This window comes from Streptomyces sp. NBC_01689 (genome assembly GCF_036250675.1).
In the GTDB taxonomy this organism is placed as follows: Bacteria; Actinomycetota; Actinomycetes; order Streptomycetales; family Streptomycetaceae; genus Streptomyces.
In genome coordinates this window covers 377806-401149 of the sequence record NZ_CP109592.1, presented here as the reverse complement: position 1 = coordinate 401149, position 23344 = coordinate 377806, and the positions used below count along the sequence as shown (strand labels likewise).

The window sequence follows — 23344 nt, the reverse complement described above, 5'->3', positions numbered from 1 at the left end:
GCGGCTGCCGCATGGGGCGAGAGCGGGGCGACTGGGGTTGACCTCGAGGTATACGCATCCCGGCGGCCAGTCGATGTGGCTGGCCGCCGGACCCGGGCGCTACGCACGACTACTTGGGGCGGATCGCGTCCTTGGCCTTCTCTTTGGCCGCGCGCAAGTCGCCCTTGGTCTCTTGGGTGCGCCCACTCGCAGCCATGGACTCGTTGCCTACCGCGTCTCCGACCACCTTTTTGACCTTGCCCTTGGCCCGTTCGCCCTTGGCTTTGGCCTTCTGGTTCGCAGCCATAGCTCTCACGCCCTGTCTCGCTGGAGAACAATCAAAAATGGACTTACTTCAGGTTACGCCCTATGTGATGCGTTTCACGAAGAAAGTACTATTTAGGCGTTCATGGCATAGAGGGGTTGCGGCGGCGGCCTCAGGCGGGGAGGCCGTTGGGACGAACGGCGGGGCGCTGGCTTGGGGCGTGGACCGGGGTCTACGAGGTCCGGTCGGACATCGGCCAGACGTAGGGGAGATCGTCGGGGACGTCCGGGAAGAACGGTGTGTAGATCTCCGGTGCCTTGCGTACCAGGGCTGACTGGTGGCTGCGGTGGAAGGCGGGCTCTCCCAGCCAAGGCGGCAGCTCGCCCTCCTCGTCGAGCTGTTCCTGCATCCGTACAGGTGCGCCGGGGCGGTACACGCCGAACTCGGTGGCGAGAGTGGCGGCGCAGGTGTCGACGCGCTCCTCCGCCGTCCACATGGCGCACACGTCCAGACCGTAGCGGACCAGGGCCTCCTCGTAGCCGATCCACATGCGTACCGCAGGATGGTTCCGCCATCCGTAGCCGCGCACGGTCAGGCCCCTCAGCACCTGGAGGGCTTCGACCCGCTGCTTGCCGAGCCGTGCCTGGTCCAGGACCGCAGCGGACTGCATGAAGTCGGGATAGGGGAGAAAGGTCTGCACACGTGATACCTACCGCGGCTGGTCGCCCCTCAGACACCTGTGTACCGCCTGGCCGGTGGCGTCGCGCTGTTCCATTTCGATGATTGCGGGGCGTTTCCCACCGGGTGCCGGCGCGGACAGCACGGCTGGATGGGCGAGGTGTTCAGCCCGAACACATGGCTGTCGTCGCTCTATTCAGCACGGCGTGCCTTGTGCCTGCCCACGTGCAGGAGTGCGTGTATGGGAAGGCGGGGCAACCCGGTGGACGCGCGGGCATGGGCCACCGGTCCGCGACACAGTGCCTGGAGTGCTGGGGCTGGAAGCCCGTGATCCGTCAGTGTGAGGGCGATGCGGAGCTGGGGGCCTGTGGCCCGTCCGGCGAGGTGGGCGTCGGCCTGCTCTACGTCAGGCAGAGTGCGCGCCTCGGAGGCTACGGCGTCACCGAGGGCTTGCCCTCGTAGTTCGACGCTCTCGGGGGGAGGCGTACCACCCAGGTGCAGGGCGCCGGGGCGGTGTCGCAGTTGGGCGATAAGCCAGCCGAGGGCCAGGATCGCTGCCAAGGTCAGGACGGCGATGACGGCGGGCCACCACCACCAGCCCTGGCCACTCCAGCGGATACGGTCGGCATTGCTGACCAGAACGTCATGGGTCGTAGTCGCGGGCCATCCGGCGGGCGGGCTCAGCCCAAGTCGGTGGTAGAGGTCGAAACCTGCACTGAGGATCAGCAGGCCGCCCCCCAGCAGCACCACGCCGCACAGGCCCAGAAGGAGGCGGTTGACGGTGGATCGACCGTTCATGGCGGGCTCCCGGTGCGAAGTCAGTGAGTGCGGTGGTGCAATCGGATCGTGAGTCGTGGGGTATGGGCCAGCGCGAGTTTTCGGCACTCCTCCTGCAGTGACTGAGAAAGCTCACTTCGAACGGTCGCAGTGTCGCGGAAGCCGACCTCACCGCGGGCGATGATGCGACGGCGTCCGACTCGAACCCGTGCGCGGCTGATGCCGGGGACCCGCATCGCCGCATCCCGCAGGACGAGGGCAGCGCTCCTGCGATCCAGCCAGGCCCCCAGTTCCCGGCAATCCTCCGGTGCCCGCAGGGGCAGAAGTCGGCGCAGTCCGGGTGTGACGGCGAGGATGAGCAGCCACAGGCCGAGGATGACGGCTACGGCGCCCGTGGCGAGCAGCCAGGGGTCGTCCACCGGCCGCGTGGTCGCCTCTTCGACGAGGCGGGTTCGCCATGCACCTGCCCGGTGTCCCGCGCGCACCGCGATCACGTCATAGAGCAGTGCGCCGACGACGACGAACACGACGAGAGCGACGAGAGCCGCAGGGATGCGGCGGGCGGACCACAAGCGGGGTGATCTCGCCCCCAGAACTTCACGCGGTGACGGTGCCAGGCCTGTGTTGCTGTCGGGGTGGTTGCGGCCTCTTCCGGCTGCTCTTTCGTTCGTGGCGGTTTGTTGTGGGGCTGTCATGGTGTCCGACCTCCGTCATCGGTCGGTGATGGTCGGCCGACCGGACCTGCGGATGAACCGACCAGCGGCGTCCGACGTATGGGGTTTTCAGCGGACACGAGCCGGCAGCCCGGAGATGACAAGGCGCCGCACCGTCAGCATCACTTCGCTGATGTCTAGACCAGTCAGATGGGCCACCTGTTCGCTGATCTCGTGTTGCAGCTGCCGACAGATGCCGGTGATGTCCGTGGGATATGGGAGATCGACGGTCAGCGCCAGGCGTGCCGTTCCCTCGTGTGTGGTCGCGTGAGCCTTGGGTGCGGCCAGGTCCGTGCCGGCATACTCGGGGCCGGTGATCCGGTGGAGGGCTGTGCCGGCCGCTCGTGCGGCGATGCGGGCCACGACGCGGTCAGGGATCACCGTCGCGCCTCGTTCTTCAGCCGGCGGTATGGATCCATATGTGACCTTCGTATGTCCGGCGCCTTCGGCCGAAGGGGGTCCGTCGCGGCGTGAAACGGTGCTCACCGTTGCCGCCGGCTGAATATGTCGACATCGCCCTGGAGGACGAGGCCCAGGACCAGACCCGCCGCACCCAGGACCGCGACGAGGAGGAAGGCCCAGAAGCCACCGAAGTATCCTGCGAATCCCAGTGCCATGCCGGATGCCAGCCCCACTGTCGCTGTGCTCATCGTCTGCTCACCTGTCCTTCGAGGGTGTTCAGCTTCTTTTGGCGGGTCCGACCCGCGTCCGGAGGTCACTGGACACGACCTTCGCCCGGCTCGTCGTCATCCTCATCGGGCAGGTTCACGTCGTCGACGACGAGGTTCACCTCGACCACCTCGAGACCTGTCATGCGTTCCACTGCCGAGATGACGTTGACGCGTACTTCCGAGGCCACCTCGACGATCGGGAAGCCGTATTCGACGACAACGTCGATGTCCAGAGCCGCCTGACGCTCGCCCACCTCGACCTTCACCCCGCGGCTGACACCGCCTGATCCTGAACCGGGGACGCGCTCGCGGACAGCTCCGATGGCGCGCGTCATGCCCGCCCCGAGGCTGTGGATGCCGGGTACTTCGCGGGCGGACATTCCCGCGATCTTGGCTACGACACCGTCGGCGATGGTGGTCTGGCCTCGGGTTTCAGGTGAGGTGCCGACACCGGTTGGGCCCTTCAGCATGGTCGCGGATTCCGTAGTGCCGTCCGGTCCGGAAGAGGAACGGTCGGGGCTGTCCGTCATGACAGTCACCTCGCTCTGTCGATGCGAGCGCCGACGCGGCACCCGTCACATGGTTCGACACACCTGAGCCGCGTTTCGTCACATATATGCGGAAAACGGCTTTCTGGTTCACGAGGTGGGCACTCGTACCAGAGCAGAGAGGAGGTGCAGGCGTGCCGCACAGCACTAGCCCTTCTCGGCGGAAGCCCGCTCGCGACGCCCCTCGGTTCGGGCCGCCTGTCCCCGGAACCTCCGACGGACTCCTCTCCGCTTCGGATGAGCTGCTGGCGACCCGCGCCGGCGAAGGGGACGAGCAGGCCTTCACCATCCTGATGCGGCGCCACAGTCGGCCCTTGCTGGGGCTGGCCCTCCACACGCTCGGGAACGCCCAGGACGCTGAGGACGCGGTGCAGGACGCTTTCATCAGCGCTTGGAGGCGTCTGCCCGAGTTCCGTCACGCCTGTGCATTCAGCACCTGGATGTACCGCATCACCGTCAACCGCTGTCTGAACTCCCTGCGACGTCGTCCGGCCCCGGTACCGTTGAACACAGTGGCTGAACCCACTGCCGGCGCGGGCAGCTCGCCCGCGCAGGCAGCCGAGGGGGATGCCCTCGCCGACGCCTTGGCCGAAGCCCTGGGCAACCTCGAACCCCGTCAACGGGTCTGCTGGGTCCTGCGGGAACTGCAGGGACTGTCCTACGAACAGATCGCGCACGTCACGGGAACCAGCGAGCAGACGGTCCGCGGAAGGCTGTACCGGGCTCGCCGGTCGCTGAAGGAGATGATGGCCTCGTGGCGCTAGACGACCACCCCGCTCCTCCTCAGGCCATCGGCCGTCACTCCGAGATGTCCGAAGCGTCGCCCGGCAGTGAGAATCGCCCGCGTGAAGAGGCCGCGGACGCGGTCGACCCGGCCATGGACACCGCGACGTGGCTCCTGCGGAATCGGAACCCGCCGAGCACGCAGCGTCTCATTGAAGGCGTCACGACCCTCGTCCGTGAGGAGGCCAGGCCGAGGCCGTGGTTGCTCTTGGACGACCGGACGGACACGCTGCGGATCACCGAGCGCGCCGCGTCCGTCGCCCTGCGACATGCCGCAGACGCCGTCCCCGGTGTCACCGTCGCCAGTTGCCGACTGGCCCGTGCCGATCAGTCCGCGGGCATGCATGTGAGCATGACTCTCAGCGCTGGTCTGGATCGCCCGTTGCCTGAGACGGCAGGTCTGGTGCGCCGTTCTGTGGCGGATGCCTCCGGGCGCGCCCTGGGCATCGTGGTGACGTCTGTCGATATCACGGTGATCGACACGCACGGCACGGGCGCATAGGCGAAATATCCACGACAGACCGAGCGCACTCGTCCCCGATGGCGCCTTCGGAGGATCCTGAGCGCGCCAACTGCGCGCGAACAGATTTCCCGGAGACGCTTCGCGGGCGGCGGGGCGAGCAGCGCGTCGCTCTGGTGTCGGCCCTCGTTTTTCGAGTTCTGTGATGAGCCACGAGCAACCACACGACATCGGGGCACGTCCGGTGCGCCCGTCTGGTCCCCTCGACGTGCGCGATGCCCGAGATCGACCAGACTTGTAACCATGGCAGAAGAACGTCGGCCGCGCGCCGGGAAGCCCTCGACGGCAGCCACTCGTCGCCCACCGTCCGTGAGGGGCGCCGGTCAAGCCGCGCGGGCTGCCTGCCGGAGCCTGGAGGGACTGATCGGCCATCCGACGGAAGGCGTGTCAGCGGTGAAGCGCGTCGAAGAGGGGTGGTGCGTCGTCGTGGACGTCCTCGAGCTGCCTCGGATCCCCGACACGACAAGTCTTCTCGCCTCGTACGAGGTGCAGATCGACCAGGACGGCGAACTCATGGAGTACAGCAGGATCCGCCGCTACCGGCGAGGATCCGCCGACGAGTGACCCAGATTCTGCCGACAACCGGAAGGATTCCTCATGCCTGCGACCACCTACTCCGACGAGGTAGTGGCGTGCCCGCCGCGCGCCGGCACGTTGTACGACGTGCTGGAACTCATTCTCGATCGGGGCATGGTGATCGACGTCTTCGTCCGGGTCTCCCTGGTCGGCATCGAGATTCTCAAGATCGACGCACGCATCGTCATTGCGAGTGTGGACACCTACCTGCGGTTCGCCGAAGCGTGCAACCGACTCGACCTGGAACGGGACTCCGGCAGCACCACCGTCCCGGAGCTTCTCAGCGGCAGCGCCGCGAAGTCCATCGGCAAGCGCAAGGTCCGCAAGGCGGCGGAGAGCGTCGGGGACACCGTCCGCAAGGCGGTCGGGGGCCTGGGGAGCGACTCCGATGGGCACGATGACCATGACGAGGATGAGGAAGAACAGCAGGAGCGGCCGAGGAAGCGGCGCGCACCTGCCCGTGGCGGTTCGAGTCGACGACCCGTGAGGGCCTGAGCCGTGACGGTCGACGGGGTGTACGTGTACGCGATCACCGCGGCAGAAATGCCGTTGCCGACTGACGCTCGCGGTGTGGGAAACCCAGCCGAGGATCTGCGGACAATCCGGCAGGGCGGGATCGCGGCCGTTGTCAGCGACGCTCCCGCGAACCTTCGTGCCAGGCGACGCGACCTCCTGGCCCACCAGGAGCTCTTGCTCCGCCTGTCGGACCGAGGGCCGGTCCTGCCAATGCGGTTCGGTATGGTGGCGCCGGACGAAAAGACGGTGCGCGGTCAGCTCGCCGCCCGCGAGACGGACCATATGGCGGTCCTGGAACATCTCACCGACGCGGTCGAAGTCAACGTCAAGGCACTCCCGGCACAGAACGCGCTGGCAAGCCTCGTCGCAGAGGACAAGGCCGTCCGGCGGTTGCGGGACGAGGCCCGCCGGCGACCAGGTTACGAAGCCAACGTCCGGCTCGGCGAAGCCGTCGCGACCGCGCTGCAGAGCAGGGCCGCCGAAGCCGGCCGGCGCGTACTGCGCGAACTCACACCCAGGGCACGGGCCACAGCCCCGGGACCGGACGTCCAAGGGTGCGTTCTCAATGTGTCGTTCCTCGTCGATCGCGATCACAGCGACGAATTCATGAGCGCCGCAGAGAAGTTCGCCAAACACCATGGTGAACGTGTCGAGTTGCGTCTCGCGGGCCCGCTGCCCTGTTACAGCTTCGTATCCGTTGAGACCATCCGCGTTCGGACCGCAGGAGTCTGACATGGGGCTGATTACCGGAATCCTCACACTCCCCATTGCTCCGGTCCGCGGCGTCGTCTGGGTGGCAGAAAAACTCAACGAAGCGGCAGAGCGCGAGTTGCACGATCCGGGCGTGCTCCGTGCCCAGCTGGCATTCCTGAACCGCGAGTTCGAGGAGGGGGACATCAGCCTCGAGGAGTTCGAACGAGAAGAGGAACGACTGCTCGACCGGCTCTATGCCGCACGGGTCGCTCCCGCACCGCACGATCGAAGGGGACACGCTCATGAATGAGAAGGAAAAGGTAACGCTTGCAGCCGCCGTTGTGGGCGGCTACGTGCTGGGGCGAACGAAGAAGGGCCGGCTGGCGCTGTCCCTCGCAACCTACCTGGCAGGTCGGCGATTCGGCCTTGAGCCCCGCCAGATCGCGGCCGAGGGGATGCGCAGGCTGGGGGAGATTCCCCAGTTCGCCGAATTGCAGGAGCAGTTGCGCGGAGAGGTCCTCGAAGCAGGGCGTAAGGCGGTGGCCGCCGCCGCCGACCGGGGGATGAGCACGTTGGCGGGCGCGATCAGCGACCGCACGGCACGCCTCGGTGAGATCGCCGGCCAGGACGAAGAAGACGAGGAGGAGTACGCACCGGAAGAGGAAGAGGAAGAGGAGGACGAGGAGGAGGACCAGCCGGAATCTGAGTACGAAGACGACGAGGACGAGGACGAAGAGGAAGAAGAAGAGGAAGAGGAGCCGGAGGCCGAGTACGAAGAGGAGGGATCGGAGGAAGGGGACGAGGAAGAGGAGGAAGAGGAGGAAGAGCCCGAGGAGGAAGAACCGGAAGAGGCGCCACGGCCTCAGCGGCACCGCCGCAGTTCGCCCCGGTCCCGCACGGCTTCCACACCGCCCCCCAAGAAGGCGACCTCCGGCCGCGGCGAGAGGGGCCGGTCGGCGAAGGCCTCGCCACGAAAGCCCGCGCCGGCCAAGAAGTCCGCCCCGGCGAAGAAGGCGGCGGCGAAGAAGTCCGCGCCGGCCAAGAAGTCCGCCCCGGCGAAGAAGGCGGCGGCGAAGAAGTCCGCGCCGGCCAAGAAGTCCGCCCCGGCGAAGAAGGCGGCGGCGAAGAAGTCAGCGCCCGCGAAGAAGACGGCGGCCAGAAAGACGACATCGTCGAAGCGAGCGGCATCCAAGCGCGCCGATCGACGGAGGTAGGCGGTCATGGCCAAGACGGATAAAGACCAGTCTGCAGAGGGAACGTCGGGGGTGGATCAGCTTCGCGGTGAGTTGACCAAGTTCCTCTCCGCGCAGGTGGAACACCTTGCCGAAAAGGCTGGAGAGAAGCTGACGGACGTCACCGGAAAACTGTCGGAATCAGCTGAGACCGGCTCACTCCCCGCTATTGGTTCCCGCATCCTGCAAGGTGACTCACCGCTCAAGGCATTCGTCTCGGAAAAGGCCAAGGGCGTCAAAGACAACGTCGTGGGCAAGGTTAAAGAAGCCTTCGGTGGAGGAAAGGGGAAACGTAAGGCCAGCGGCGGCAAGGTCATGAACATCATCGAAGTCATCGATGTGGGAGTGCCCCTGCGGGACGCATACGACTACTGGACCCAGTACGACAAATTCAGCAGCTTCGCCAAGGGCGTTCGCGACGTCTCGAGGAGCGACGAGGTCGGGAGCGACTGGAAGGTCAAGGTCGGCCCGTCCTCTCGCAGCTTCAAGGCGACCGTCCAGGAACAAATCCCCGACGACCGTATCGTCTGGACCTCCGAAGGTGCCAAGGGCACCACTCGGGGAGCAGTCAGCTTCCACGAACTGGGCCCCACTCTGACCCGCATCGTCCTGGTCGTTGAGTACTACCCTTCAGGGTTCTTCGAGAAGACCGGCAACTTGTGGCGGGCCCAAGGACGCCGCATGCGCCTGGACTTCAAGAACTTCCAGCGATACGTCACGCTCACCAACGAGGAGCCCGAGGGGTGGCGGGGCGAGATCCGCGACGGCGAAGTCGTCGTGTCGCACGAGGACGCCGTCGAAGAAGAGGAAGCCGAGCAAGAGGAGGCCGAGAACGGCGAACCCGAGGGTGACGACGAGAACGGATCCGAGGAAGACGCCGACTCCGCTTACGAAGACGAAGACGAAGACGCTTACGAGGACGAACCCGAGGCCGAGGAAGAAGAGGCACCAGAGGGCGAGGAAGCCGAAGACCGATACGAGGACGAAGACGAGGACGCCGAAGAGGACGAGGACGCCGAAGAGGACGAGGACGCCGAAGAGGACGAGAAGGCGCCCAGGAAGCCACGGCAGAGGCACCGCCGTGACTGACGTCGACTTCCGGCAGAGTTCCTACCCCGTCTCCGGCCCTCAGACCACCAACCTCGCTGACATCCTGGAGCGCGTTCTCGACAAGGGGATCGTGATCGCCGGGGACATCAAGGTCGACCTCCTCGACATCGAGCTTCTCACCATCAGGATCCGCCTCTTCGTAGCCTCCGTGGACACGGCGAAAAAGGCCGGAATCGACTGGTGGGAGAACGACCCGGCGCTCAGCTCAGTCGCTTCGCACAACGCCTTGAAGGACGAGAACCGTGCCCTGCGGCAGCGGGTGGAGCAACTCGAGTCCCACAGCGCGGACGAAGCGACGGAGAAGTGAACCCGCAAGGACGAAGCCGCCCCTGCCGGCGAGGACCAAGGAGAACAGACGAAAATGACGGAGCGCGGGTCTGAGCGTTCGGACGCCAACGCCACCTATGTGTTCGCTGTCTGTTGGAATCCGGATCCGTCAGCCTTCCACAGGCTGTCCGGGGTTACCGGCGAGTTCCCGGTACGCACATTGCCGCTGGCGAAACTCACGGCGATCGTCCAGACGGTCAGAGCCCACGACTTCACCGACGAAGCCTGGCAGGCGCGCCTGGCCGACCGGCAGGAGCTGGAGCGCTACGCCCGGGCCCACCACGACGTCGTCACCGCGGCCGCTGCGTCCTGCCCCACCGTTCCTGTGCCGATGGCCACGGTGTATCACGGTGAACAGAGGGTGAGCGAAGCGCTCGGCAAGGAGTCGGAGCGGTTTCACGTCGCGCTCGAGCGTATCGCGCACCACGCCGAGTGGGGCGTCAAGGTGTATGCGCCACCGCCCCCCGCGGACGACTCGTCGCGCACTGCCAAACCGGGCGCGAGGGTTCGTCCGACACCAGGAGCCGGCCTCGCCTACCTCGACCGCAAGCGCAGTGCGCAGGAGCGTCGCGAACGGAGTCAGCACGAAGCGCTGCAAGCGGCCGAGAAGGTGGATGCCGAGGTCAGGCTCCTCGCCGCGGCGTCTCGGCGGTTGCGTCCCCACGAGCCGCAACTCTCCGGAGAACGACGAAGCCAGATCCTCAACGCAACGTACCTGGTCGCTGATCACCGCGTCGAAGAACTCGCTGAGCTGACGCGGTCGTTGAGCAGACGAACTGGGTTGGACATCGATCTGTCGGGGCCGTGGGTGCCCTATTCATTCGTCGGTGAGGTGTAGACGATGACGCATGATGCGGTGCCCTGGGACAATCCGGGACCACTGAGCGGCCCCATCGGTGTACCTCTCGTGGACCTGTTGGACCGACTCCTGGCGACCGGGGTCGTCATCAGTGGCGATGTGGTCATCGCCATCGCTGACGTCCCACTGGTGCGTTTGTCGCTCCATGCCCTGCTGTCGTCCGTCAACGAACGTGTTCCGGCACCATGGAGCGACGGGGGCCCGCTGTGACCGGGACCCGGCTCGACCTCGACTCGGACGAGATGGGACGGGACCTCGTCTGCCTGGTTCTCACCGTGGTCGAACTCCTCAGGCAGTTGATGGAGAGACAGGCGATCCGACGTGTCGAACAGGGCGACCTCAGCGAGACGCAGGTCGACGAGATCGGGACCACCCTGATGATGCTCGACCAACGGATGACGGAACTGTGTGCGCAGCACGGACTGCGCCCGGAGGATCTGAATCTGGACCTCGGGCCGCTCGGGACGCTACTGCCGCAGAGGTAACGCCGGCAGCCGGGAGGGCGCCCTGACAAACAGGCGCCTCTCCCGCCGGTGTCCAGGATTCACCAATAGTGTCGTCGGCCGCCCACAGCGTGCCCGACACCACCCAGAATCCACAGCACCACCCCGATGAGGACCAGGACGATTCCTATGGTCCAGAGAATGCCGATGCCTGTCAGTAGTCCCACGATGAGCAGGATGACTCCGAGGATGATCATTGTTTCCTCCGGGTGGGAGCTGGCCCCCTGAATGCCGAGTCCCCCAGAGTTCCGTCCGCAAACGCCGCGGGCATGCCGACCAACCGGGCCTTGCCGCCCTGCACGCGTAGTGAGTCATTCGGTTCAACGATCATGCGGCCGTCGACCTGCTGATTCCCCGCCGTCCCGTCGATGGGACGGCTGATCCGTGGTGCCCGGCAGAATGAAATCCCCCGCCACGTGCGGCAATGACCATTTCGGTACGTGACGTGCTCGCCACGGTGAGGTCCTGAAAGCGGAACTGGACAGTCGATGACGCGATGCGATCGAACCGATCCGCCCAGAAACGTCAACTCTGTTTGCTGTGTGGGCAGGTCGAAAGGAGCTGGCGTGCGTCCTTTTACCTGCCCACGGAACCGTAGGCCCAGGAGGGGCCCCGCCAGCGCCTGCCGGCCCTCGGTCAGCCCTTGGCAGACCGCTTCGCTCCTTCTTTCGCGCCCCGCATCATGCCCCGAGCCTCCAGAGCCGCGCCTTTCGCTGCGAGGGTTTCCTTGTGGGCCGCGTGGGCGAACTTCCGCACGGTCTTTCCGAGGGCCTGTTCGGCCTTGGCCTTGGCTCGTTCTCCGGTACTCATCCGGGTACCTCCGGGGAGTCTCAATCGTGGTCGCCGCTGTGACGGCAGCGACGTCAAATTCCTCTAGGCCCAAGCCTAGACCAGCACGGTGACCTGGTGCTCGGTCGGCCCCAGCTGCCAAGGCTCGGTACCGCAGAGGCGCTGCTCAGGATCCGGCTTCGAGGTTGCGGGATTCGATGTACTCCTTGAAGTTTTTGAGGTCACCGGAGACGCGTCGTCTGACGAGCCCGAGCTTGTCACCGAGCTTCTCAGTGAATCCTTGAGGGTCGTAATCCAGCCGAAGCGTGATCCTGGTCCTCACCTCATCCAGAGGGTCGAAAGTGACTGCTGCAGACCATGCCGGCTCGCCGACCGCTGTCCAGGCGACTCGTTCGTCGGGGATCTGCTCGGTGATCTCGACGTCGAACTCCCGGGTGACCCCCTCGACTTTCGTCTTCCAATGGATGACGAAGTCGTTGACCCGGGTGACCTCCTCCACACCGTCCAAGAAGTGCGGAAGCGACTCGAAATGTGTCCACTGGCTGTAAGCGACACGGAGGGAGACGTCGACGTCGATGGACTTCTCGGTCTGCGACATGTGGGGCCCCTTTCCTCTGTGTGGCTGCTTCGGCGGGGCCATCGGTGCGGGCACGGAACCTGACCGACCTGCCGCACGCGGGCGGTCGTGACCGCTGGATCGACGTCGTGGCCCGGTACATCGGTCCCGGGTCAGGACAGGCACTGCCCCTGAATGGCCTCAAGCTCATTGTCGACCCGGGGCCGAGAGCCCGGAAAGAAGCCATCTGCACCCGCCCTGGGACGTATGAGGACCGAGCGAGCGACCGCGGCATAGGGCATTTTGGGTTCAGGCATGGTCCGTGGTGTCCCCTTCGCGGCGGACCATGCCTGCTGCACCGGCAGCGAAGCGATCTTGGAGTAGTTGCTCCCTTGGCCTGAACAGGGCGGAGCCCTGCTGTTCCCACCGCCTTTGGATGTGAGCGGCCAACCGGTCCTCCAGGAGGACGGTCGCCGCGCATCCGAAGGCGATGTCCTCCTCCAGCTCCGGTTCGTCGGCGAGGAGGCCCCCGATGACTTCGTGGCGGACGATCTGTTCGTGGACGGCGTCGGCCTCGACGTGCTCGGCGTAGAAGTGTTCGGCTGCCGGTCCCGCCCCGCACCGGCGCATCGCTTTGGCGAGGCGGCGGGAGCCGGGGGAAGAGGTGACCTCCACGCAGGCGAAGTGGCCGACGAGGGCGCCACGCAGCGCGCGGTGCAGACCGAACAGCGACATGAGATTCACGGTGGCGAGGAGCGGGGAAGGTGCCTGGTCCAGGTATCGGCCGTAGGCGGGATCGAGGCCGAGGTCTGTCATGAGGTCTGCGTAGAGACGGGCGTGGATACGGTCGGCGTGGCCGGCGCCGAACTCGTCGTACTCGATGGCGACCATTGCGGCTTTCGCTCGGCCGGTCAGGCGAGGGATGACCCAGGCGTGCGGGTCCGCCTCTTTCAGGTGATAGAGCGAACGCAGTGTGGCGTATTCACGTAGTTGCCAGAGCTCGCCGGTGGTTTCGAGCCGGTGGCTGAGGCTGCCGGAGAGGTCCACGGGTTCGACGAGCAGTGGCGCGAAGGTCTCCTCGACCGTTCGCGGCGACTCGGTCAGGGCGGATCGCAGGGCAGCCAGGAATCGGGTCTCCAGACTTCGACGCAGGCGCAAGAGGTCCGGATCCCACTCCCGCTCCTCGGGGACACCTTCGAAGCCTCGGTAGTGGAGTTCGTACAGCACGTACAGCGTGAGCTGACAGTCCTCGTCCCAGATGTCGGAGCTCAGAACCGCATCCGGTTCGTATGAGGGCGGCATCCCGGTGCGCAGCGATGCCATGACGGTCTCCGACAGTGCGCCACGCCCCCGGGGCAGGGCAGGGCCGACTGCAGACAGTGTGGGCTGCTTCATGGAGAGTCCTTGACCGGTGATGGAGCCCGGCACGCAGAGGTGCCGTCCCCATCACGTGTTGATTCGCAACCTTGGCTTGGAGGGGTGTCGGCGGCTTTTGCGCGGGGCCGGTGGCTTGTGTCGCACCAGGGATAGGTCCGGCTGCGGCGGCAGGTGCAGATCGCCACCATGAAACGATCCGAGTGGGCGACAGTGCCGTCGTCCAGGACGATCTCCACGGGTCCCTCGACGAGGACGGGCCCCTGGGGCTCGACCCGCACCCGGCGAGCCTTGCAGGTCGGTATCCCTCCCGGTGCTGTGTCAGAGTGCTTCGGCACGGATGATCACCAACTCCTCCTGGTTTTCGCCCACATCCGCGAACCCCTGATTCTGGAGCCAGGCCCGTCGCCCGCGGAGAACGGGCCCCCAGGGCACCCGGGCTCTCGCGGTCACCTGCCCAGCCAACCTCGCGTGAGACAGCCGTTCCAGCGTGTTGTCGGCGTCGCACATGGCGGAGTGCACCATGAGCAGGATGCCGCCGGGCCGCAGGAGGGCAGGAGCGCTCGCACAGATCCTGTCGATGACGTGCCGGCCGTCCGGGCCGGCATCCCAGGCGCGGGCCGCCCCGCGGGATGGCGGCCATCTGTTCGGCGCTGGGACATAAGGGGGGTTGGCGAGGACGATGTCGTATCGTCGGCCGTTCGTGCATGCGGTGAAATCCCCATGCAGCACCCGAAGGGGCAGGCGTCGCTGCAGGGCATTGAGGCGGGCGGTCGTCACCGCTCGCCAGGATATGTCCACAGCGGTAACACGTGCTCCTCTGCCCGCGGCGCTGAGCGCCAGCGCGCCTGTGCCAGTACCGATCTCGAGGATCTCCGCCGCCGGGCGAACCCGTTCTGCCGCCAGTGCGTGGGCGAGGAGCTCTGTGTCGGCCTGAGGGCGGTACACACCGGGCAGGGCCAGGAGCCCCGTGGGGAGCACGTCCTGATGTACAGCCGTACTGGACACCGCAGCCTCCGGTATGTGGTGTGCCCGCAGCGCGAGCTTGATCGAGAGCACTCACTGGCGGTACCGAGTGCCCTGAATGCGGCCGAGGGGACCGTCGCGGTGAGGAGCGACGGACCGCAGGCGCGGATCAAGGGGAGCGGCGGGATCTCGGCAGGAGAGCCGACGTGATCACGTGAACCGTGTACCCGTTCTCGCACACCTGTCACAGGACCCGGGCGTGTGGCGTAGGGAACGCACTGTTCACCGTGCTCCGCGAGCTCACCAGAGGGCATGGTTCGCCTCGATCTCGAAATCGGTGTGTGCTGGAGTCGGCATCGCGGAGTGACGGCGGTTGAACAGGTGACGACTGGCCGGCGTGCGGAGAAGGCGTGGTCTTCTACCAAGACGCGCCCGCCGGATGCCCCGGGTCGAGTAGCCCGCCGGTGCCGCGGTCCCTCGGTACGAGGGCCCCTGCTGTGCCGCGCGCCGCGTCCGGTGAAGCTGGGAGATCTGTCCCGCTCAGATGGTGTTGCGGTGGTTGTGTCCACGAGTCACGGGTACCGGGAGAGGGCCAACCGTATGAGAACAGGAGACATCGATATGCCCCCCGAGGCCGCCCCCCGTTACACCGTCCCGGGTATCACGGTGCAGGACGCCGGCTCGGTCATCGAGCTGCTGCAACTGCGCCTGCACGCTCTGAATGACCTCCACCTCACCCTCAAGCACGTCCACTGGAACGTGGTCGGCCCGTACTTCATCGCCGTCCACGAGATGCTCGACCCCCAGGTCGACCGTGTCCGCGCCATGGCCGACGATGTTGCCGAGCGGCTCGCTGCCCTCGGGGGCGTCGCCCACGGCACCCCGGGCACGCTGGTCGAGGAGCGTACCTGGGAGGACTACAGCGTGGGCCGTGCCGATGCCATCGCTCATCTCGGCGCGCTGAACCTCGTGTACACCGGTGTGAACGAAGAGCTGCGGACCGTGACCAAATCGGTCGGTGAGATAGACCCGGTCACCGAGGACCTCCTGATTGAGCAGCTCCGCGACCTCGAGCAGTTTCAGTGGTTCGTACGGGCGCACCTGGAGACCATGGGTGGCACCCTCACCACCGCCGGGGCGGCTTCGGAGACCGAAGCCGCCCGGCAGGCCGCCGCGCAATAACAGCCAGCCAGTCGCGGGGCATGCCAGGCGACTGAGATCGCTTGGCGCGCAAACGCGGCACTGCACGCATCCGGGGCACGAACGCGCCCGCGACGGGCATGCGAAGGCAGACACACATCAGAACCCACCGGCCTTCGCGCGAAGGTGAGCTGGGCTGTGACCCCGGAGACGCGTCCGCTGTTCTGGAACGAAGGAAAGGTGCGTCATCGTGTCCGACAAACCCCTCAACGGTCATCGGGTGCTGGTACTCGTGACCAACTACGGTGTTGAGCAGGACGAGCTGTTGGTGCCGGTCCGCCGGCTACGGGAAGACGGAGCCGAGGTCACCATCGCGGCCGAGACCACAGACGCAGTCCAGACGTTGGTGGGCGACAAGGATCCTGGTGAGACGGTGGAGCCCACCACCACTTTCCACACGGTGGATCCCGGCGAGTATCAGCTCTTGTTGATCCCTGGTGGCACCATCAACGCGGACCGACTCCGGCTGCAGCCTGACGCCTTGGAGGTGATCAAGGAATGTGCCGCCTCGGGGCGCCCGATCGCTGCGATCTGTCACGGCCCTTGGGCGCTCGTGGAAGCCGACGTCCTGAGCGGCAAGACCTTGACGTCCTACCCCTCCGTGCGCACCGATGTCCGCAATGCCGGCGCCAAGAACTGGGTTGACGAAGCAGTCGTGAGCGACAGTGCGAACGGCTACACCCTGGTGACGTCCCGCACGCCTGACGATCTCGACGCCTTCCTCGAAGGCCTGAACACGGCCCTGATCGGCTCCTGAGCGACCCTTCCACCGGCCGGAACGGTGGCCCGGAGCCTGGCACCTTGCGGCAGGAGCATCCTGTGCCCGACGGACCGCACGGCCGACGCTCCGAGTGCCGCGGGGCCTCAGGCAGGTGATTCTGAGAAGGTCGCCCGCGACCGTTGACAGCCGGCGGGGCACCCGAGAGGACATGTCATGAGTGTGGGTACCTGGGTCAGCGGCTGGTCCTTCCACCGGCAGCTGACCGGATCCGATCCGTCGGAGCGTGGCCGGGCTGCCATGCCCGCACGCACGGAGCGGATCAGACCGCGCACGGACACCGCCGAACGGGTGGTCTTCTCTGCGTGCCGTTCGCGGCGGGCGTCGCCTCCGCAGAGGACCCGAAGTACACCGTCTCACTCCAGCGGAAAGGAACATCACAGCCATGGTCACCGTGTCTCTCACCGGAGCGTCCCAAGAGGATGCCGCGACTGTCTTCGACGTCCTGCGGGCTGCGTTCCCTGTCGACGAGCCCCCGGACCCCCCGCTTCAGGACCTGCCGACAGATCACCCTGTCGTGTGGACCGCGGAGTTCGAACCGACACAGACCCGCATGCCCACCGAGTCGACCTCGCTGAAGGGTGAGCTCACCGCCACGCTCCAAGGCGGATACGCCCACGTGGACCTGCTCTGCGAAGCCCTGGAAGCCGCGTTCGCTGTCGACAGGCAAGGCACGGCGTCGGGCGACCAAGAGAAGGAGGTCGATCTGCAGCTTCGGACCAAGAGGCGATGACACTTCACCCCGTCACCGCCTTCAGCTGCTGGATCACCCGCCGACCAACCGCCTGCACGGCTGACTCACGAGGAGAAGAGCGTCAGCGTCATGGTCCATATCGGCTACACGATGATGACCGAACATGCCGGGCCACGCGAGCTCGCAGGCCATGTGGTCGGCGCCGAACGCGAGGGTCTCGACGTCTCCGTCACGTCCGACCATTACTTCCCCGCGCTGGAATGCCAAGGGCACGCCCCGTACGCGTGGAGCGTCCTCCGTGCCGCCGCGCAGGCCACTGAGCGCATTCCGTCCGCGCCTCGGCTCGGGGGAGAACCTCAACGAGTACGTGGCAGGGGGCGGAGGGCCTGCTGCACACGTACGCCTTGGCATGCTCGAAGACGCCGTGGAGATCATCCGATCACTCTTCGCCGGTGAGGAACTGAACGGCCCCGGCGTCCACTTCGATCTCGAGAACGCCAAGCGGTGGGATCTGCCCGACGTGCCTCCGCCGATCGGTGTCGCCGTCTCCGGTGACCGCTCGTGCCGACTTGCGGGTCATCTCGCCGATCTCCTGAATCGCCACCGAACCCGAGCAGCGCCTGATCCCCGCGTTCGAGCGGCACGGAGAGGAGGGTAAACCCAAGGTCGGTCAGCGGCCCAGCTGCTACGACACCGACCGCGACGCGGCAATCGCCCGCGCCCACGACCAGTTCCGCTGGTTCGGCAGCGGCCGGCCGGTCAACTCCGAACGTCCCGGACCCGGCCCAGCACAAGCTGCTCACCGCCCCACGCGACCTCTGAAAGGGCCGAGGCCAACCGACATGACCACGAAGCGTGCCGCGATCTTCGACGTCGACGGAACCCTCGTCGACACCAACCACCTCCATGTCGTCACCTGGTGGGAGTCCTTCCGCCAGGCCGGCCACCAGGTCCCCATGCGTGATATCCACCGGGCCATCGGCCTGAGCAGTGGCGACCTGATCGACCATCTGCTCGCTGACGACCGCGACCGCGACGGCGACGAGCAGATCACCGCAGCCCACCACACCCTCTACGCCACGTACTTCGACCGGTTGCCGTCCCTGAACAGGTCTGCCGACCTGCTGCGAGTTCTCGCGGCCCGAGGGTGGGAGATCGTCCTGGCGACCTCGGCGGGCGGCGCGGAACTCGCCGCGCTGCGCAAAGCCATCGACGCGGACGACGTCATCGGTGGAGCGGCCAGCTCGGACGACGTCGCCGACAGCAAACCCGCCCCTGATCCCGTCGCCGAAGCCAGGGAACTGGTCGGCGTCGCAAGTGAACGGGCAGTGTTCATCGGGGACACGGTCTGGGACATGAAGGCCGCCGTCCGGGACGGAGTGATACCCGTGGCGGTACTGTCCGGAGGCATCCCGCGGGCTGACCTTGAGTCGGCCGGCGCACGTGAGGTGTACCGAGACCCCGCAGACCTGCTTGAGCATCTGGACACCAGTGTCTTCGCCGATCGGGAGTGAGCGGGCCCGGGTGCAAGTGCTCCGCCGGACTGCGCACGACTCCACCGCTCTGCGTCACCAGGCACGCCTGAGACGGAATCCGCCCGGTGGCCGCACCCGAAGCCTCCCCTCCCACGGCTGTATTGCGGCTTTGTAGGCACAACCCGAAATCCTGGAAGTCCCGATGCGTGAAATCCTTTCCACCCCGGCTGTCGAATCCGTCGAGACGGATGCCTCATGGGACCTGTCATTCGCGGACGGCGGCATGCTGCCCCGAGTCGTCGAGGAACTGTGTACGCGCGGAATGGTCGCGCCGGGTGGCACCACGCCACCAGATCTCCGGGAATGGGCAGGCGACACCGCACTCTCCTGATGCTCAAGATAGCTGAAAGTTACTTCCTCACGGCTCAGTGTGTCGCCCTGGCCGAACAAACGCTTCGGCTCCTTACCGACTTGCTGAACTCTCTGTCCGCAGCGCGGGCTGCCGAACGCGGAGACTATGATCGGTCATACAGGCGAGACTTCCCTGATGAATGGGAATGTGAGGTCACCCGGCGGCTACCGACCAAGCCCTGTCCAGCCGGGACCGCGTCGCCGGCTGGTGCACGGAGCCCGTTGCTCCCTTGAGTACCGACTTCCAGACCGTCAGATGCCTATCAGCGCCCCTTGAAGCTGGAGGTCCGCGTGATCGTCATCCCCCACGAATTGCCTGACCACACCCGTACGCCCGAGAAGCGTACGGCCGATCTGTTCACCGAGTTCGTCGATCACCGAGCAGGCGACGTGCCGCTGCCGGGCCGGGCGACGGCACGCCGATTCAACGCGCTCATCGATCTGGGAAGGGAGGACCTCTGCGTGGCCCGTCTTGCTGAGGGTCACCTCGACGCCGCAGCGATCCTGCATGAACTGGGCCACTCGCCGCCGGCGGCAGGGGAGCGCTGGGGTGTCTGGGCGGCGCGTCCACCGGGTCCAGGCGTGCGCGCGACACGCTCTGTCCAGGGGTGGAGAATCAGTGGCGTCAAGCCTTATTGCTCCGGTGCTCACAGCTGCACCCATGCGCTCGTCACAGCAGATGCGGACGACGGTTACCGGCTTTTCGCCGTCACGCTGGACCGCCCCGACGCCCAGCCGGTGGAAGGCACGTGGCCGGCGATCGGTATGGCAGGCAGCGACAGCCTGGACATGTCGTTCTCAAACACACGCGCCCGAGCCGTCGGCGAGGTGGAGGACTATCTGACTCGGCCCGGATTCCAGCACGGCGGAATCGGCGTAGCGGCGTGCTGGCTCGGTGGCGCGCACGCGATCGCTGCGGCGTTGTACGAACGAGCTGCCGCGGGGAGGTTGAACGAACACACAGCTGCTCACCTCGGAATGGTAGACATGCTGTTGCACACTGCCGACGGCGTGGTGCGACGAGCCGGCGAGGACATCGACACCGACCCCCTTGATGAGCGCCGCGAAGCTCGTTTGCGGAGCCTGCGCGTGCGGGCGCTGATCGAGAAAGTGTGCACTGAGGTCCTGGACCATGTAGGGCGTGCCACAGGCGCCGGGCCCTTGTGCCGTGACGAACGGCACGCCCGCGCCGTGGCAGATCTGACCGTGTACATACGCCAGCACCACGCCGAGGCCAACCTGGCCGAACTCGGCCGCATGGCGACCATCAGCGCTGCAGAGGGCTCACGATGAGCGCCCCTGAAGGGGCCGGCGTCAAACGGCAGGCTGCTGCCGAAGCCATCGATGGGCAAGGCACCGATGAGTCGGAGTGGTTGCGTGCACGGCTTCCGGATCACCTCCCGCACCTGGATCTGCCACCAGGGCCTGTCGTAGTGGTGGCTGCCCATCCCGACGATGAGGTCCTGGGCTTCGGAGGTTGCATCGCGGCCCTTGTGGATGCCGGTACGACAGTCCAGACAGTATGTCTGAGCGATGGCGAAGCCTCCCACGCTGCCTCCCAGCCGTACGCCCAAGTAATGCTGGCTCGCAGGCGCCGCGGTGAACTGGCAGCCGCGCTGGCCGAACTCGGTGAGCTGCCTACCCCCTTGCACGCTGCTCTACCCGATACCGCTCTTGACGAGTACGAGCACCAGGCCTGCGCCGTGATCGGCGAAGTCCTCTCCGGTGCGCGGGCCGCCCTGTGTGTGGCGCCGTGGGAGGGCGACTTGCACAGTGACCATGAGGCGGCTGGCCGCGCCGCTCAGCGCGCTGCCTGCGCCGCCTCCATACCGGTGTGGTCCTATCCGGTGTGGATGTGGCACTGGGCCCGCCCGTACGACCTCCGCGTGCCGTGGCACCGTGCCGCAGTTGTGGCACTGCCGGAAGCATCCGCGGTACGCAAGAAGGCGGCAGCGGCACAGTTCACCAGCCAACTGGAGGCCCGCGGTCATGACGTCGGTCCGGTACTTCCGAAGGAAGAGATTGCCCACCACACCCGCACATTCGAAACGGTGATCCGGTGAGCACCCCCGAGAGCTACTTCGACCGTCAGTACGCCGACGCGGCCGACCCCTGGCACCTCGCAGAGCGGTGGTACGACCGCCGTAAATACAACATGACCGTCGCGGTGCTGCCCCGCCTCCGGTACCTGCGGGCCTTTGAACCTGGCTGTTCGGTAGGAGTGTTGACCGAACTCCTGGCTGCCCGATGCGATCGACTGCTCTCCACGGACCGCATCGCCTCGGCAGTCGACGCTGCGCGTCGGCGCACCGCCAATGTGAAGCACGTCACCGTACGGCGGATGACGGTGCCTGAGGAATGGCCTGAGGAACCCTTCGATCTGGTAGTGCTGTCGGAACTTCTCTACTACTTCGACCCCAGCACCCGGACGCAGTTGCTCAAGCAGAGCGTGGAGAGCCTGGAGGAGGGCGGCCACCTTGTGACGGTGCACTGGAATCATCCGGTCGCCGAGCACACATGCACGGGTCGGGACATCGCCGACCACCTCGGTACGGTGGCGGCGCTGAAACGACTGGCCCGGTACGACGACCCGGACTTCACCCTCACTGTCCACGAACACAGCCAGGGCGCGGGCACAGCGCGATCTCCGGCTGCTGCGGAAGGTCTGGCGTGAAGCCCGCTGCCGTGGGCGTCGTTGTGCCCGCACACAACGAAGAACGCCGCATCAGCGCGTGTCTGCGCAGCGTGCACGCGGCCGCTGCACGAGCGGCACCGGTCCGTGTGGTGATCGTGGTGACAGCGGACGCCTGCACAGACGACACGACAACTCTGGCCGTCCGCGGGGGAGCCCATGTCGTGCGTACTCGTAGCCACAATGTCGGCGCCGCGCGAGCCGTCGGCGCCCAGCACGCCCTGGCCCTTCTGGCAAATGCCGGCCCGGACCTGTGGCTGGCCATGACGGACGCCGACACCACGGTGCCAGCAGACTGGCTCACCCACCAGTTGGAGTGGGCACGACGGGGGTACGACGCCGTTCTGGGCACCATTCGTCTTACCCCTGGTACAGCTCTCCCCCTCCTTGAAACCCGCCACAATGCCCACTATTTCCGTACCTGCCGGTTCAGCGAGGTGCATCGGCGCTGGGAACACCCCCACGTTCATGGCGCGAATCTGGGAGTGTCCGCCTCGGCCTATGTGCGGGTGGGCGGGTTTGCCGCCCTGCGCTCCGGAGAAGACTGCGACCTCGCGGCTCGACTGTCCGAAGCCGGCTACGGCATCGCCCGCACCGACCAGCACCCCGTTCACACCGCCGCCCGCCTGAGTGGACGGGCACCCGGTGGCCTCTCGGACCTTCTCGCATCTATGCACTGCGCACTGATCAACCCGGTTGTTTAGCGGACCGAGTGCGGTCTCCGGCGCACTCGGGTCATGCCAGTATCGGGAGAGGCGCGCTGCGCATGCGTGCCGGAGCGTCGCCTGTCCGGTAGCCGCCCGGTGGTGGGGGCAGGAATGGGCGGAGACGGCGGATAGCGGGATGCGACGGTCCGCAAAGCCTCATGACGTGTCGGGCGGTGTCGGGGACGTTCTGAGATGCGACGGCAAGGGCGGACACCCTCACATGCCTCAGTTGCACGGAGTATTCGACTCGGTCAACCGTTGGGCAGCGCGGTGCGGATGTGCTTACCCTGGTTCGGAGAGGGGCCGGCGAGACGAGGGCGGCCCTATTCCGTCCTCCGGGGGCCTGCCGGACAACGGCACCATCTGTACGCCAAAATCCCGTGCTCGGGTCGCATGTCTGTCGTCATGAGAGCATCCCGTGCCGGCGCCGACGCGCACAGCGAGGGGTCATAACTGACAGCATGCGTACTACCACTGAGAGTTGACGATCGGCGGAGTCGGGAACTTCGTCGTTCGATCGAGAGGGTAGGCCGGTCATGCCGAAGCAGCCGAAGTCGTCTCCTTCCGGCTCCCGGGAGGGCCCCAGCCCGCACAAGGGAGCGCACCAGCACGGCTGGTCACCGGACGTCGATGAGACAAAGCAACAGGAAAACCCGAGCGCCCGACGCTCGTTCCATCCTGACGAGTACGCTCCTGCCAAGGGGCCGGGCCGCAAGATCTCGGAAGAAGAGGCCGGCAACCCTCACGGCAAACCCGTGAAAAGCATGAGCCGGCGCGGGGAAGACCAGAGCAAGACCAGTGGCGCCGAAGCGGGCATGCACGACACCGGGCCGAAAGGCAGCTCACGGCGTCCTAGCGGAACCAAAGATGCCTCCGCCACCACCGGCATCGACCCTCAAGATCCGCACGATGGACGAGGGACCCGTTGACCGGCGTATCCACTCTGAGCACT

Annotated in this window: 33 protein-coding genes and 1 pseudogene; 22 read left to right on the top strand and 12 right to left on the bottom strand. The window is 66.4% G+C overall.

Translation table 11 applies throughout. From position 1 onward, the window contains the following. Nucleotides 1-109: 109 nt before the first annotated feature. The 6 genes from OG776_RS01380 to OG776_RS01355 all read right to left on the bottom strand — a co-directional run bounded on the left by OG776_RS01380 (nucleotide 110) and on the right by OG776_RS01355 (nucleotide 3613). Complete coding sequence (locus OG776_RS01380; protein WP_148011996.1) at nucleotides 110-286, bottom strand: CsbD family protein; 177 nt, start codon at nucleotides 284-286, stop codon at nucleotides 110-112. Nucleotides 287-476: 190 nt separating this feature from the next. After that, complete coding sequence (locus OG776_RS01375; RefSeq protein WP_329318276.1) at nucleotides 477-944, bottom strand: MSMEG_6728 family protein; 468 nt, start codon at nucleotides 942-944, stop codon at nucleotides 477-479. A 796-nt stretch (nucleotides 945-1740) separates the two neighbouring features. Continuing rightward, nucleotides 1741-2226 carry a DUF6286 domain-containing protein gene (locus tag OG776_RS01370; protein ID WP_148011999.1) on the bottom strand — a complete coding sequence of 162 codons (486 nt, stop codon included), beginning with the start codon at nucleotides 2224-2226 and terminating at the stop codon, nucleotides 1741-1743. A 255-nt stretch (nucleotides 2227-2481) separates the two neighbouring features. After that, entirely contained in the window at nucleotides 2482-2793 is a 312-nt protein-coding gene (locus tag OG776_RS01365; RefSeq protein ID WP_329318273.1) for a hypothetical protein, read from the bottom strand. Between the two features lie 101 nt (nucleotides 2794-2894). Then, a complete protein-coding gene (locus OG776_RS01360; RefSeq protein ID WP_187285840.1) occupies nucleotides 2895-3062 on the bottom strand; it encodes a hypothetical protein in 168 nt (55 codons plus the stop codon). Nucleotides 3063-3127: 65 nt separating this feature from the next. Beyond that, complete coding sequence (locus OG776_RS01355; protein ID WP_148012001.1) at nucleotides 3128-3613, bottom strand: Asp23/Gls24 family envelope stress response protein; 486 nt, start codon at nucleotides 3611-3613, stop codon at nucleotides 3128-3130. Between the two features lie 260 nt (nucleotides 3614-3873). Here OG776_RS01355 and OG776_RS01350 point away from each other — a divergent pair, with 260 nt between their 5' ends. The 12 genes from OG776_RS01350 (at nucleotide 3874) to OG776_RS01295 (ending at nucleotide 10732) form a co-directional block, all read left to right on the top strand. Further along, nucleotides 3874-4395: an RNA polymerase sigma factor gene (locus tag OG776_RS01350; protein WP_261994817.1), complete on the top strand. Its 522-nt coding sequence runs from the start codon at nucleotides 3874-3876 to the stop codon at nucleotides 4393-4395. Next, a complete protein-coding gene (locus OG776_RS01345; RefSeq protein ID WP_148012003.1) occupies nucleotides 4386-4916 on the top strand; it encodes an Asp23/Gls24 family envelope stress response protein in 531 nt (176 codons plus the stop codon). Before OG776_RS01350 ends, OG776_RS01345 begins: the two co-directional genes overlap by 10 nt. A gap of 261 nt (nucleotides 4917-5177) precedes the next feature. Beyond that, nucleotides 5178-5498: a gas vesicle protein GvpO gene (locus OG776_RS01340; RefSeq protein ID WP_148012004.1), complete on the top strand. Its 321-nt coding sequence runs from the start codon at nucleotides 5178-5180 to the stop codon at nucleotides 5496-5498. Between the two features lie 33 nt (nucleotides 5499-5531). Next, nucleotides 5532-6005 carry a gas vesicle protein GvpJ gene (gene gvpJ / locus OG776_RS01335; protein WP_148012005.1) on the top strand — a complete coding sequence of 158 codons (474 nt, stop codon included), beginning with the start codon at nucleotides 5532-5534 and terminating at the stop codon, nucleotides 6003-6005. Nucleotides 6006-6008: 3 nt separating this feature from the next. Continuing rightward, entirely contained in the window at nucleotides 6009-6758 is a 750-nt protein-coding gene (locus tag OG776_RS01330; protein WP_148012006.1) for a GvpL/GvpF family gas vesicle protein, read from the top strand. Nucleotide 6759: 1 nt separating this feature from the next. Further along, nucleotides 6760-7029: a gas vesicle protein GvpG gene (locus OG776_RS01325; RefSeq protein WP_148012007.1), complete on the top strand. Its 270-nt coding sequence runs from the start codon at nucleotides 6760-6762 to the stop codon at nucleotides 7027-7029. Continuing rightward, the gene (locus tag OG776_RS01320) at nucleotides 7022-7933 is read left to right on the top strand and encodes a histone protein (RefSeq protein WP_329318269.1); all 912 of its coding nucleotides are present in this window, start codon (nucleotides 7022-7024) and stop codon (nucleotides 7931-7933) included. Before OG776_RS01325 ends, OG776_RS01320 begins: the two co-directional genes overlap by 8 nt. 6 nt (nucleotides 7934-7939) lie before the next feature. Beyond that, nucleotides 7940-9040 carry an SRPBCC family protein gene (locus tag OG776_RS01315; RefSeq protein ID WP_148012009.1) on the top strand — a complete coding sequence of 367 codons (1101 nt, stop codon included), beginning with the start codon at nucleotides 7940-7942 and terminating at the stop codon, nucleotides 9038-9040. Continuing rightward, the gene (gene gvpJ, locus OG776_RS01310; protein ID WP_329318267.1) at nucleotides 9033-9368 is read left to right on the top strand and encodes a gas vesicle protein GvpJ; all 336 of its coding nucleotides are present in this window, start codon (nucleotides 9033-9035) and stop codon (nucleotides 9366-9368) included. The genes OG776_RS01315 and gvpJ (OG776_RS01310) overlap by 8 nt, the downstream gene beginning before the upstream one ends. Nucleotides 9369-9422: 54 nt before the next feature. Further along, nucleotides 9423-10226 carry a GvpL/GvpF family gas vesicle protein gene (locus OG776_RS01305; RefSeq protein WP_329318265.1) on the top strand — a complete coding sequence of 268 codons (804 nt, stop codon included), beginning with the start codon at nucleotides 9423-9425 and terminating at the stop codon, nucleotides 10224-10226. 3 nt (nucleotides 10227-10229) lie between these two features. Next, nucleotides 10230-10457, top strand: coding sequence for a gas vesicle protein (locus OG776_RS01300; RefSeq protein WP_148012012.1), 228 nt, complete (start codon nucleotides 10230-10232; stop codon nucleotides 10455-10457). After that, nucleotides 10454-10732 (top strand): gas vesicle protein K, encoded by a 279-nt coding sequence (locus OG776_RS01295; RefSeq protein ID WP_148012013.1) that lies wholly within the window; start codon nucleotides 10454-10456, stop codon nucleotides 10730-10732. Before OG776_RS01300 ends, OG776_RS01295 begins: the two co-directional genes overlap by 4 nt. Nucleotides 10733-10791: 59 nt before the next feature. Here OG776_RS01295 and OG776_RS01290 read toward each other — a convergent pair whose 3' ends face one another. From OG776_RS01290 to OG776_RS01265, 6 genes are all read right to left on the bottom strand, one after another. After that, on the bottom strand, nucleotides 10792-10947 hold the full coding sequence (locus OG776_RS01290; RefSeq protein WP_187285841.1) for a DUF6131 family protein: 156 nt from the start codon (nucleotides 10945-10947) through the stop codon (nucleotides 10792-10794). Between the two features lie 439 nt (nucleotides 10948-11386). Next, entirely contained in the window at nucleotides 11387-11560 is a 174-nt protein-coding gene (locus OG776_RS01285) for a hypothetical protein (protein WP_187285842.1), read from the bottom strand. 145 nt (nucleotides 11561-11705) lie between these two features. After that, on the bottom strand, nucleotides 11706-12137 hold the full coding sequence (locus tag OG776_RS01280; RefSeq protein WP_148012014.1) for an SRPBCC family protein: 432 nt from the start codon (nucleotides 12135-12137) through the stop codon (nucleotides 11706-11708). A 267-nt stretch (nucleotides 12138-12404) separates the two neighbouring features. Continuing rightward, on the bottom strand, nucleotides 12405-13490 hold the full coding sequence (locus OG776_RS01275; RefSeq protein WP_148012015.1) for an iron-containing redox enzyme family protein: 1086 nt from the start codon (nucleotides 13488-13490) through the stop codon (nucleotides 12405-12407). Further along, nucleotides 13487-13750, bottom strand: coding sequence for a CDGSH iron-sulfur domain-containing protein (locus OG776_RS01270; protein WP_443077162.1), 264 nt, complete (start codon nucleotides 13748-13750; stop codon nucleotides 13487-13489). Before OG776_RS01270 ends, OG776_RS01275 begins: the two co-directional genes overlap by 4 nt. Before the next feature lie 40 nt (nucleotides 13751-13790). Next, a complete protein-coding gene (locus OG776_RS01265) occupies nucleotides 13791-14450 on the bottom strand; it encodes a HemK2/MTQ2 family protein methyltransferase (protein ID WP_329323624.1) in 660 nt (219 codons plus the stop codon). Nucleotides 14451-15056: 606 nt separating this feature from the next. Between OG776_RS01265 and OG776_RS01260 the strand changes: the two genes are divergently transcribed. From OG776_RS01260 to OG776_RS01215, 10 genes and pseudogenes are all read left to right on the top strand, one after another. After that, nucleotides 15057-15617, top strand: a complete 561-nt coding sequence (locus OG776_RS01260; protein ID WP_329326305.1) for a Dps family protein — start codon at nucleotides 15057-15059, stop codon at nucleotides 15615-15617. A gap of 208 nt (nucleotides 15618-15825) precedes the next feature. Further along, a complete protein-coding gene (locus tag OG776_RS01255; protein WP_148012017.1) occupies nucleotides 15826-16392 on the top strand; it encodes a type 1 glutamine amidotransferase domain-containing protein in 567 nt (188 codons plus the stop codon). A gap of 406 nt (nucleotides 16393-16798) precedes the next feature. Continuing rightward, nucleotides 16799-17146 (top strand): hypothetical protein, encoded by a 348-nt coding sequence (locus OG776_RS01250; protein ID WP_148012018.1) that lies wholly within the window; start codon nucleotides 16799-16801, stop codon nucleotides 17144-17146. A 90-nt stretch (nucleotides 17147-17236) separates the two neighbouring features. Then, nucleotides 17237-17925, top strand: a pseudogene (locus tag OG776_RS01245) (LLM class flavin-dependent oxidoreductase); the annotation flags it as partial. A gap of 24 nt (nucleotides 17926-17949) precedes the next feature. Beyond that, nucleotides 17950-18621 carry an HAD family hydrolase gene (locus OG776_RS01240; protein WP_148012029.1) on the top strand — a complete coding sequence of 224 codons (672 nt, stop codon included), beginning with the start codon at nucleotides 17950-17952 and terminating at the stop codon, nucleotides 18619-18621. 651 nt (nucleotides 18622-19272) lie between these two features. Beyond that, nucleotides 19273-20286, top strand: a complete 1014-nt coding sequence (locus OG776_RS01235) for an acyl-CoA dehydrogenase family protein (protein ID WP_261994818.1) — start codon at nucleotides 19273-19275, stop codon at nucleotides 20284-20286. Beyond that, nucleotides 20283-21056 (top strand): PIG-L deacetylase family protein, encoded by a 774-nt coding sequence (locus OG776_RS01230; protein WP_148012020.1) that lies wholly within the window; start codon nucleotides 20283-20285, stop codon nucleotides 21054-21056. The genes OG776_RS01235 and OG776_RS01230 overlap by 4 nt, the downstream gene beginning before the upstream one ends. Then, a complete protein-coding gene (locus tag OG776_RS01225; protein ID WP_329318255.1) occupies nucleotides 21053-21667 on the top strand; it encodes an SAM-dependent methyltransferase in 615 nt (204 codons plus the stop codon). The genes OG776_RS01230 and OG776_RS01225 overlap by 4 nt, the downstream gene beginning before the upstream one ends. Continuing rightward, on the top strand, nucleotides 21664-22389 hold the full coding sequence (locus OG776_RS01220; RefSeq protein WP_148012031.1) for a glycosyltransferase: 726 nt from the start codon (nucleotides 21664-21666) through the stop codon (nucleotides 22387-22389). The genes OG776_RS01225 and OG776_RS01220 overlap by 4 nt, the downstream gene beginning before the upstream one ends. A 539-nt stretch (nucleotides 22390-22928) precedes the next feature. Then, nucleotides 22929-23321 carry a hypothetical protein gene (locus tag OG776_RS01215; protein WP_148012022.1) on the top strand — a complete coding sequence of 131 codons (393 nt, stop codon included), beginning with the start codon at nucleotides 22929-22931 and terminating at the stop codon, nucleotides 23319-23321. The last annotated feature ends 23 nt before the right edge of the window (nucleotides 23322-23344 follow it).

Coding starts and splice junctions, on each gene's coding strand:
- OG776_RS01380 (WP_148011996.1), bottom strand. CDS start 286: ATGGCTGCGAACCAGAAGGCCAAAGCCAAGGGCGAACGGGCCAAGGGC.
- OG776_RS01360 (WP_187285840.1), bottom strand. CDS start 3,062: ATGAGCACAGCGACAGTGGGGCTGGCATCCGGCATGGCACTGGGATTC.
- OG776_RS01355 (WP_148012001.1), bottom strand. CDS start 3,613: ATGACGGACAGCCCCGACCGTTCCTCTTCCGGACCGGACGGCACTACG.
- OG776_RS01340 (WP_148012004.1), top strand. CDS start 5,178: ATGGCAGAAGAACGTCGGCCGCGCGCCGGGAAGCCCTCGACGGCAGCC.
- gvpJ (WP_148012005.1), top strand. CDS start 5,532: ATGCCTGCGACCACCTACTCCGACGAGGTAGTGGCGTGCCCGCCGCGC.
- OG776_RS01325 (WP_148012007.1), top strand. CDS start 6,760: ATGGGGCTGATTACCGGAATCCTCACACTCCCCATTGCTCCGGTCCGC.
- OG776_RS01320 (WP_329318269.1), top strand. CDS start 7,022: ATGAATGAGAAGGAAAAGGTAACGCTTGCAGCCGCCGTTGTGGGCGGC.
- OG776_RS01315 (WP_148012009.1), top strand. CDS start 7,940: ATGGCCAAGACGGATAAAGACCAGTCTGCAGAGGGAACGTCGGGGGTG.
- OG776_RS01305 (WP_329318265.1), top strand. CDS start 9,423: ATGACGGAGCGCGGGTCTGAGCGTTCGGACGCCAACGCCACCTATGTG.
- OG776_RS01300 (WP_148012012.1), top strand. CDS start 10,230: ATGACGCATGATGCGGTGCCCTGGGACAATCCGGGACCACTGAGCGGC.
- OG776_RS01290 (WP_187285841.1), bottom strand. CDS start 10,947: ATGATCATCCTCGGAGTCATCCTGCTCATCGTGGGACTACTGACAGGC.
- OG776_RS01285 (WP_187285842.1), bottom strand. CDS start 11,560: ATGAGTACCGGAGAACGAGCCAAGGCCAAGGCCGAACAGGCCCTCGGA.
- OG776_RS01280 (WP_148012014.1), bottom strand. CDS start 12,137: ATGTCGCAGACCGAGAAGTCCATCGACGTCGACGTCTCCCTCCGTGTC.
- OG776_RS01275 (WP_148012015.1), bottom strand. CDS start 13,490: ATGAAGCAGCCCACACTGTCTGCAGTCGGCCCTGCCCTGCCCCGGGGG.
- OG776_RS01260 (WP_329326305.1), top strand. CDS start 15,057: ATGCCCCCCGAGGCCGCCCCCCGTTACACCGTCCCGGGTATCACGGTG.
- OG776_RS01250 (WP_148012018.1), top strand. CDS start 16,799: ATGGTCACCGTGTCTCTCACCGGAGCGTCCCAAGAGGATGCCGCGACT.
- OG776_RS01240 (WP_148012029.1), top strand. CDS start 17,950: ATGACCACGAAGCGTGCCGCGATCTTCGACGTCGACGGAACCCTCGTC.
- OG776_RS01230 (WP_148012020.1), top strand. CDS start 20,283: ATGAGCGCCCCTGAAGGGGCCGGCGTCAAACGGCAGGCTGCTGCCGAA.
- OG776_RS01215 (WP_148012022.1), top strand. CDS start 22,929: ATGCCGAAGCAGCCGAAGTCGTCTCCTTCCGGCTCCCGGGAGGGCCCC.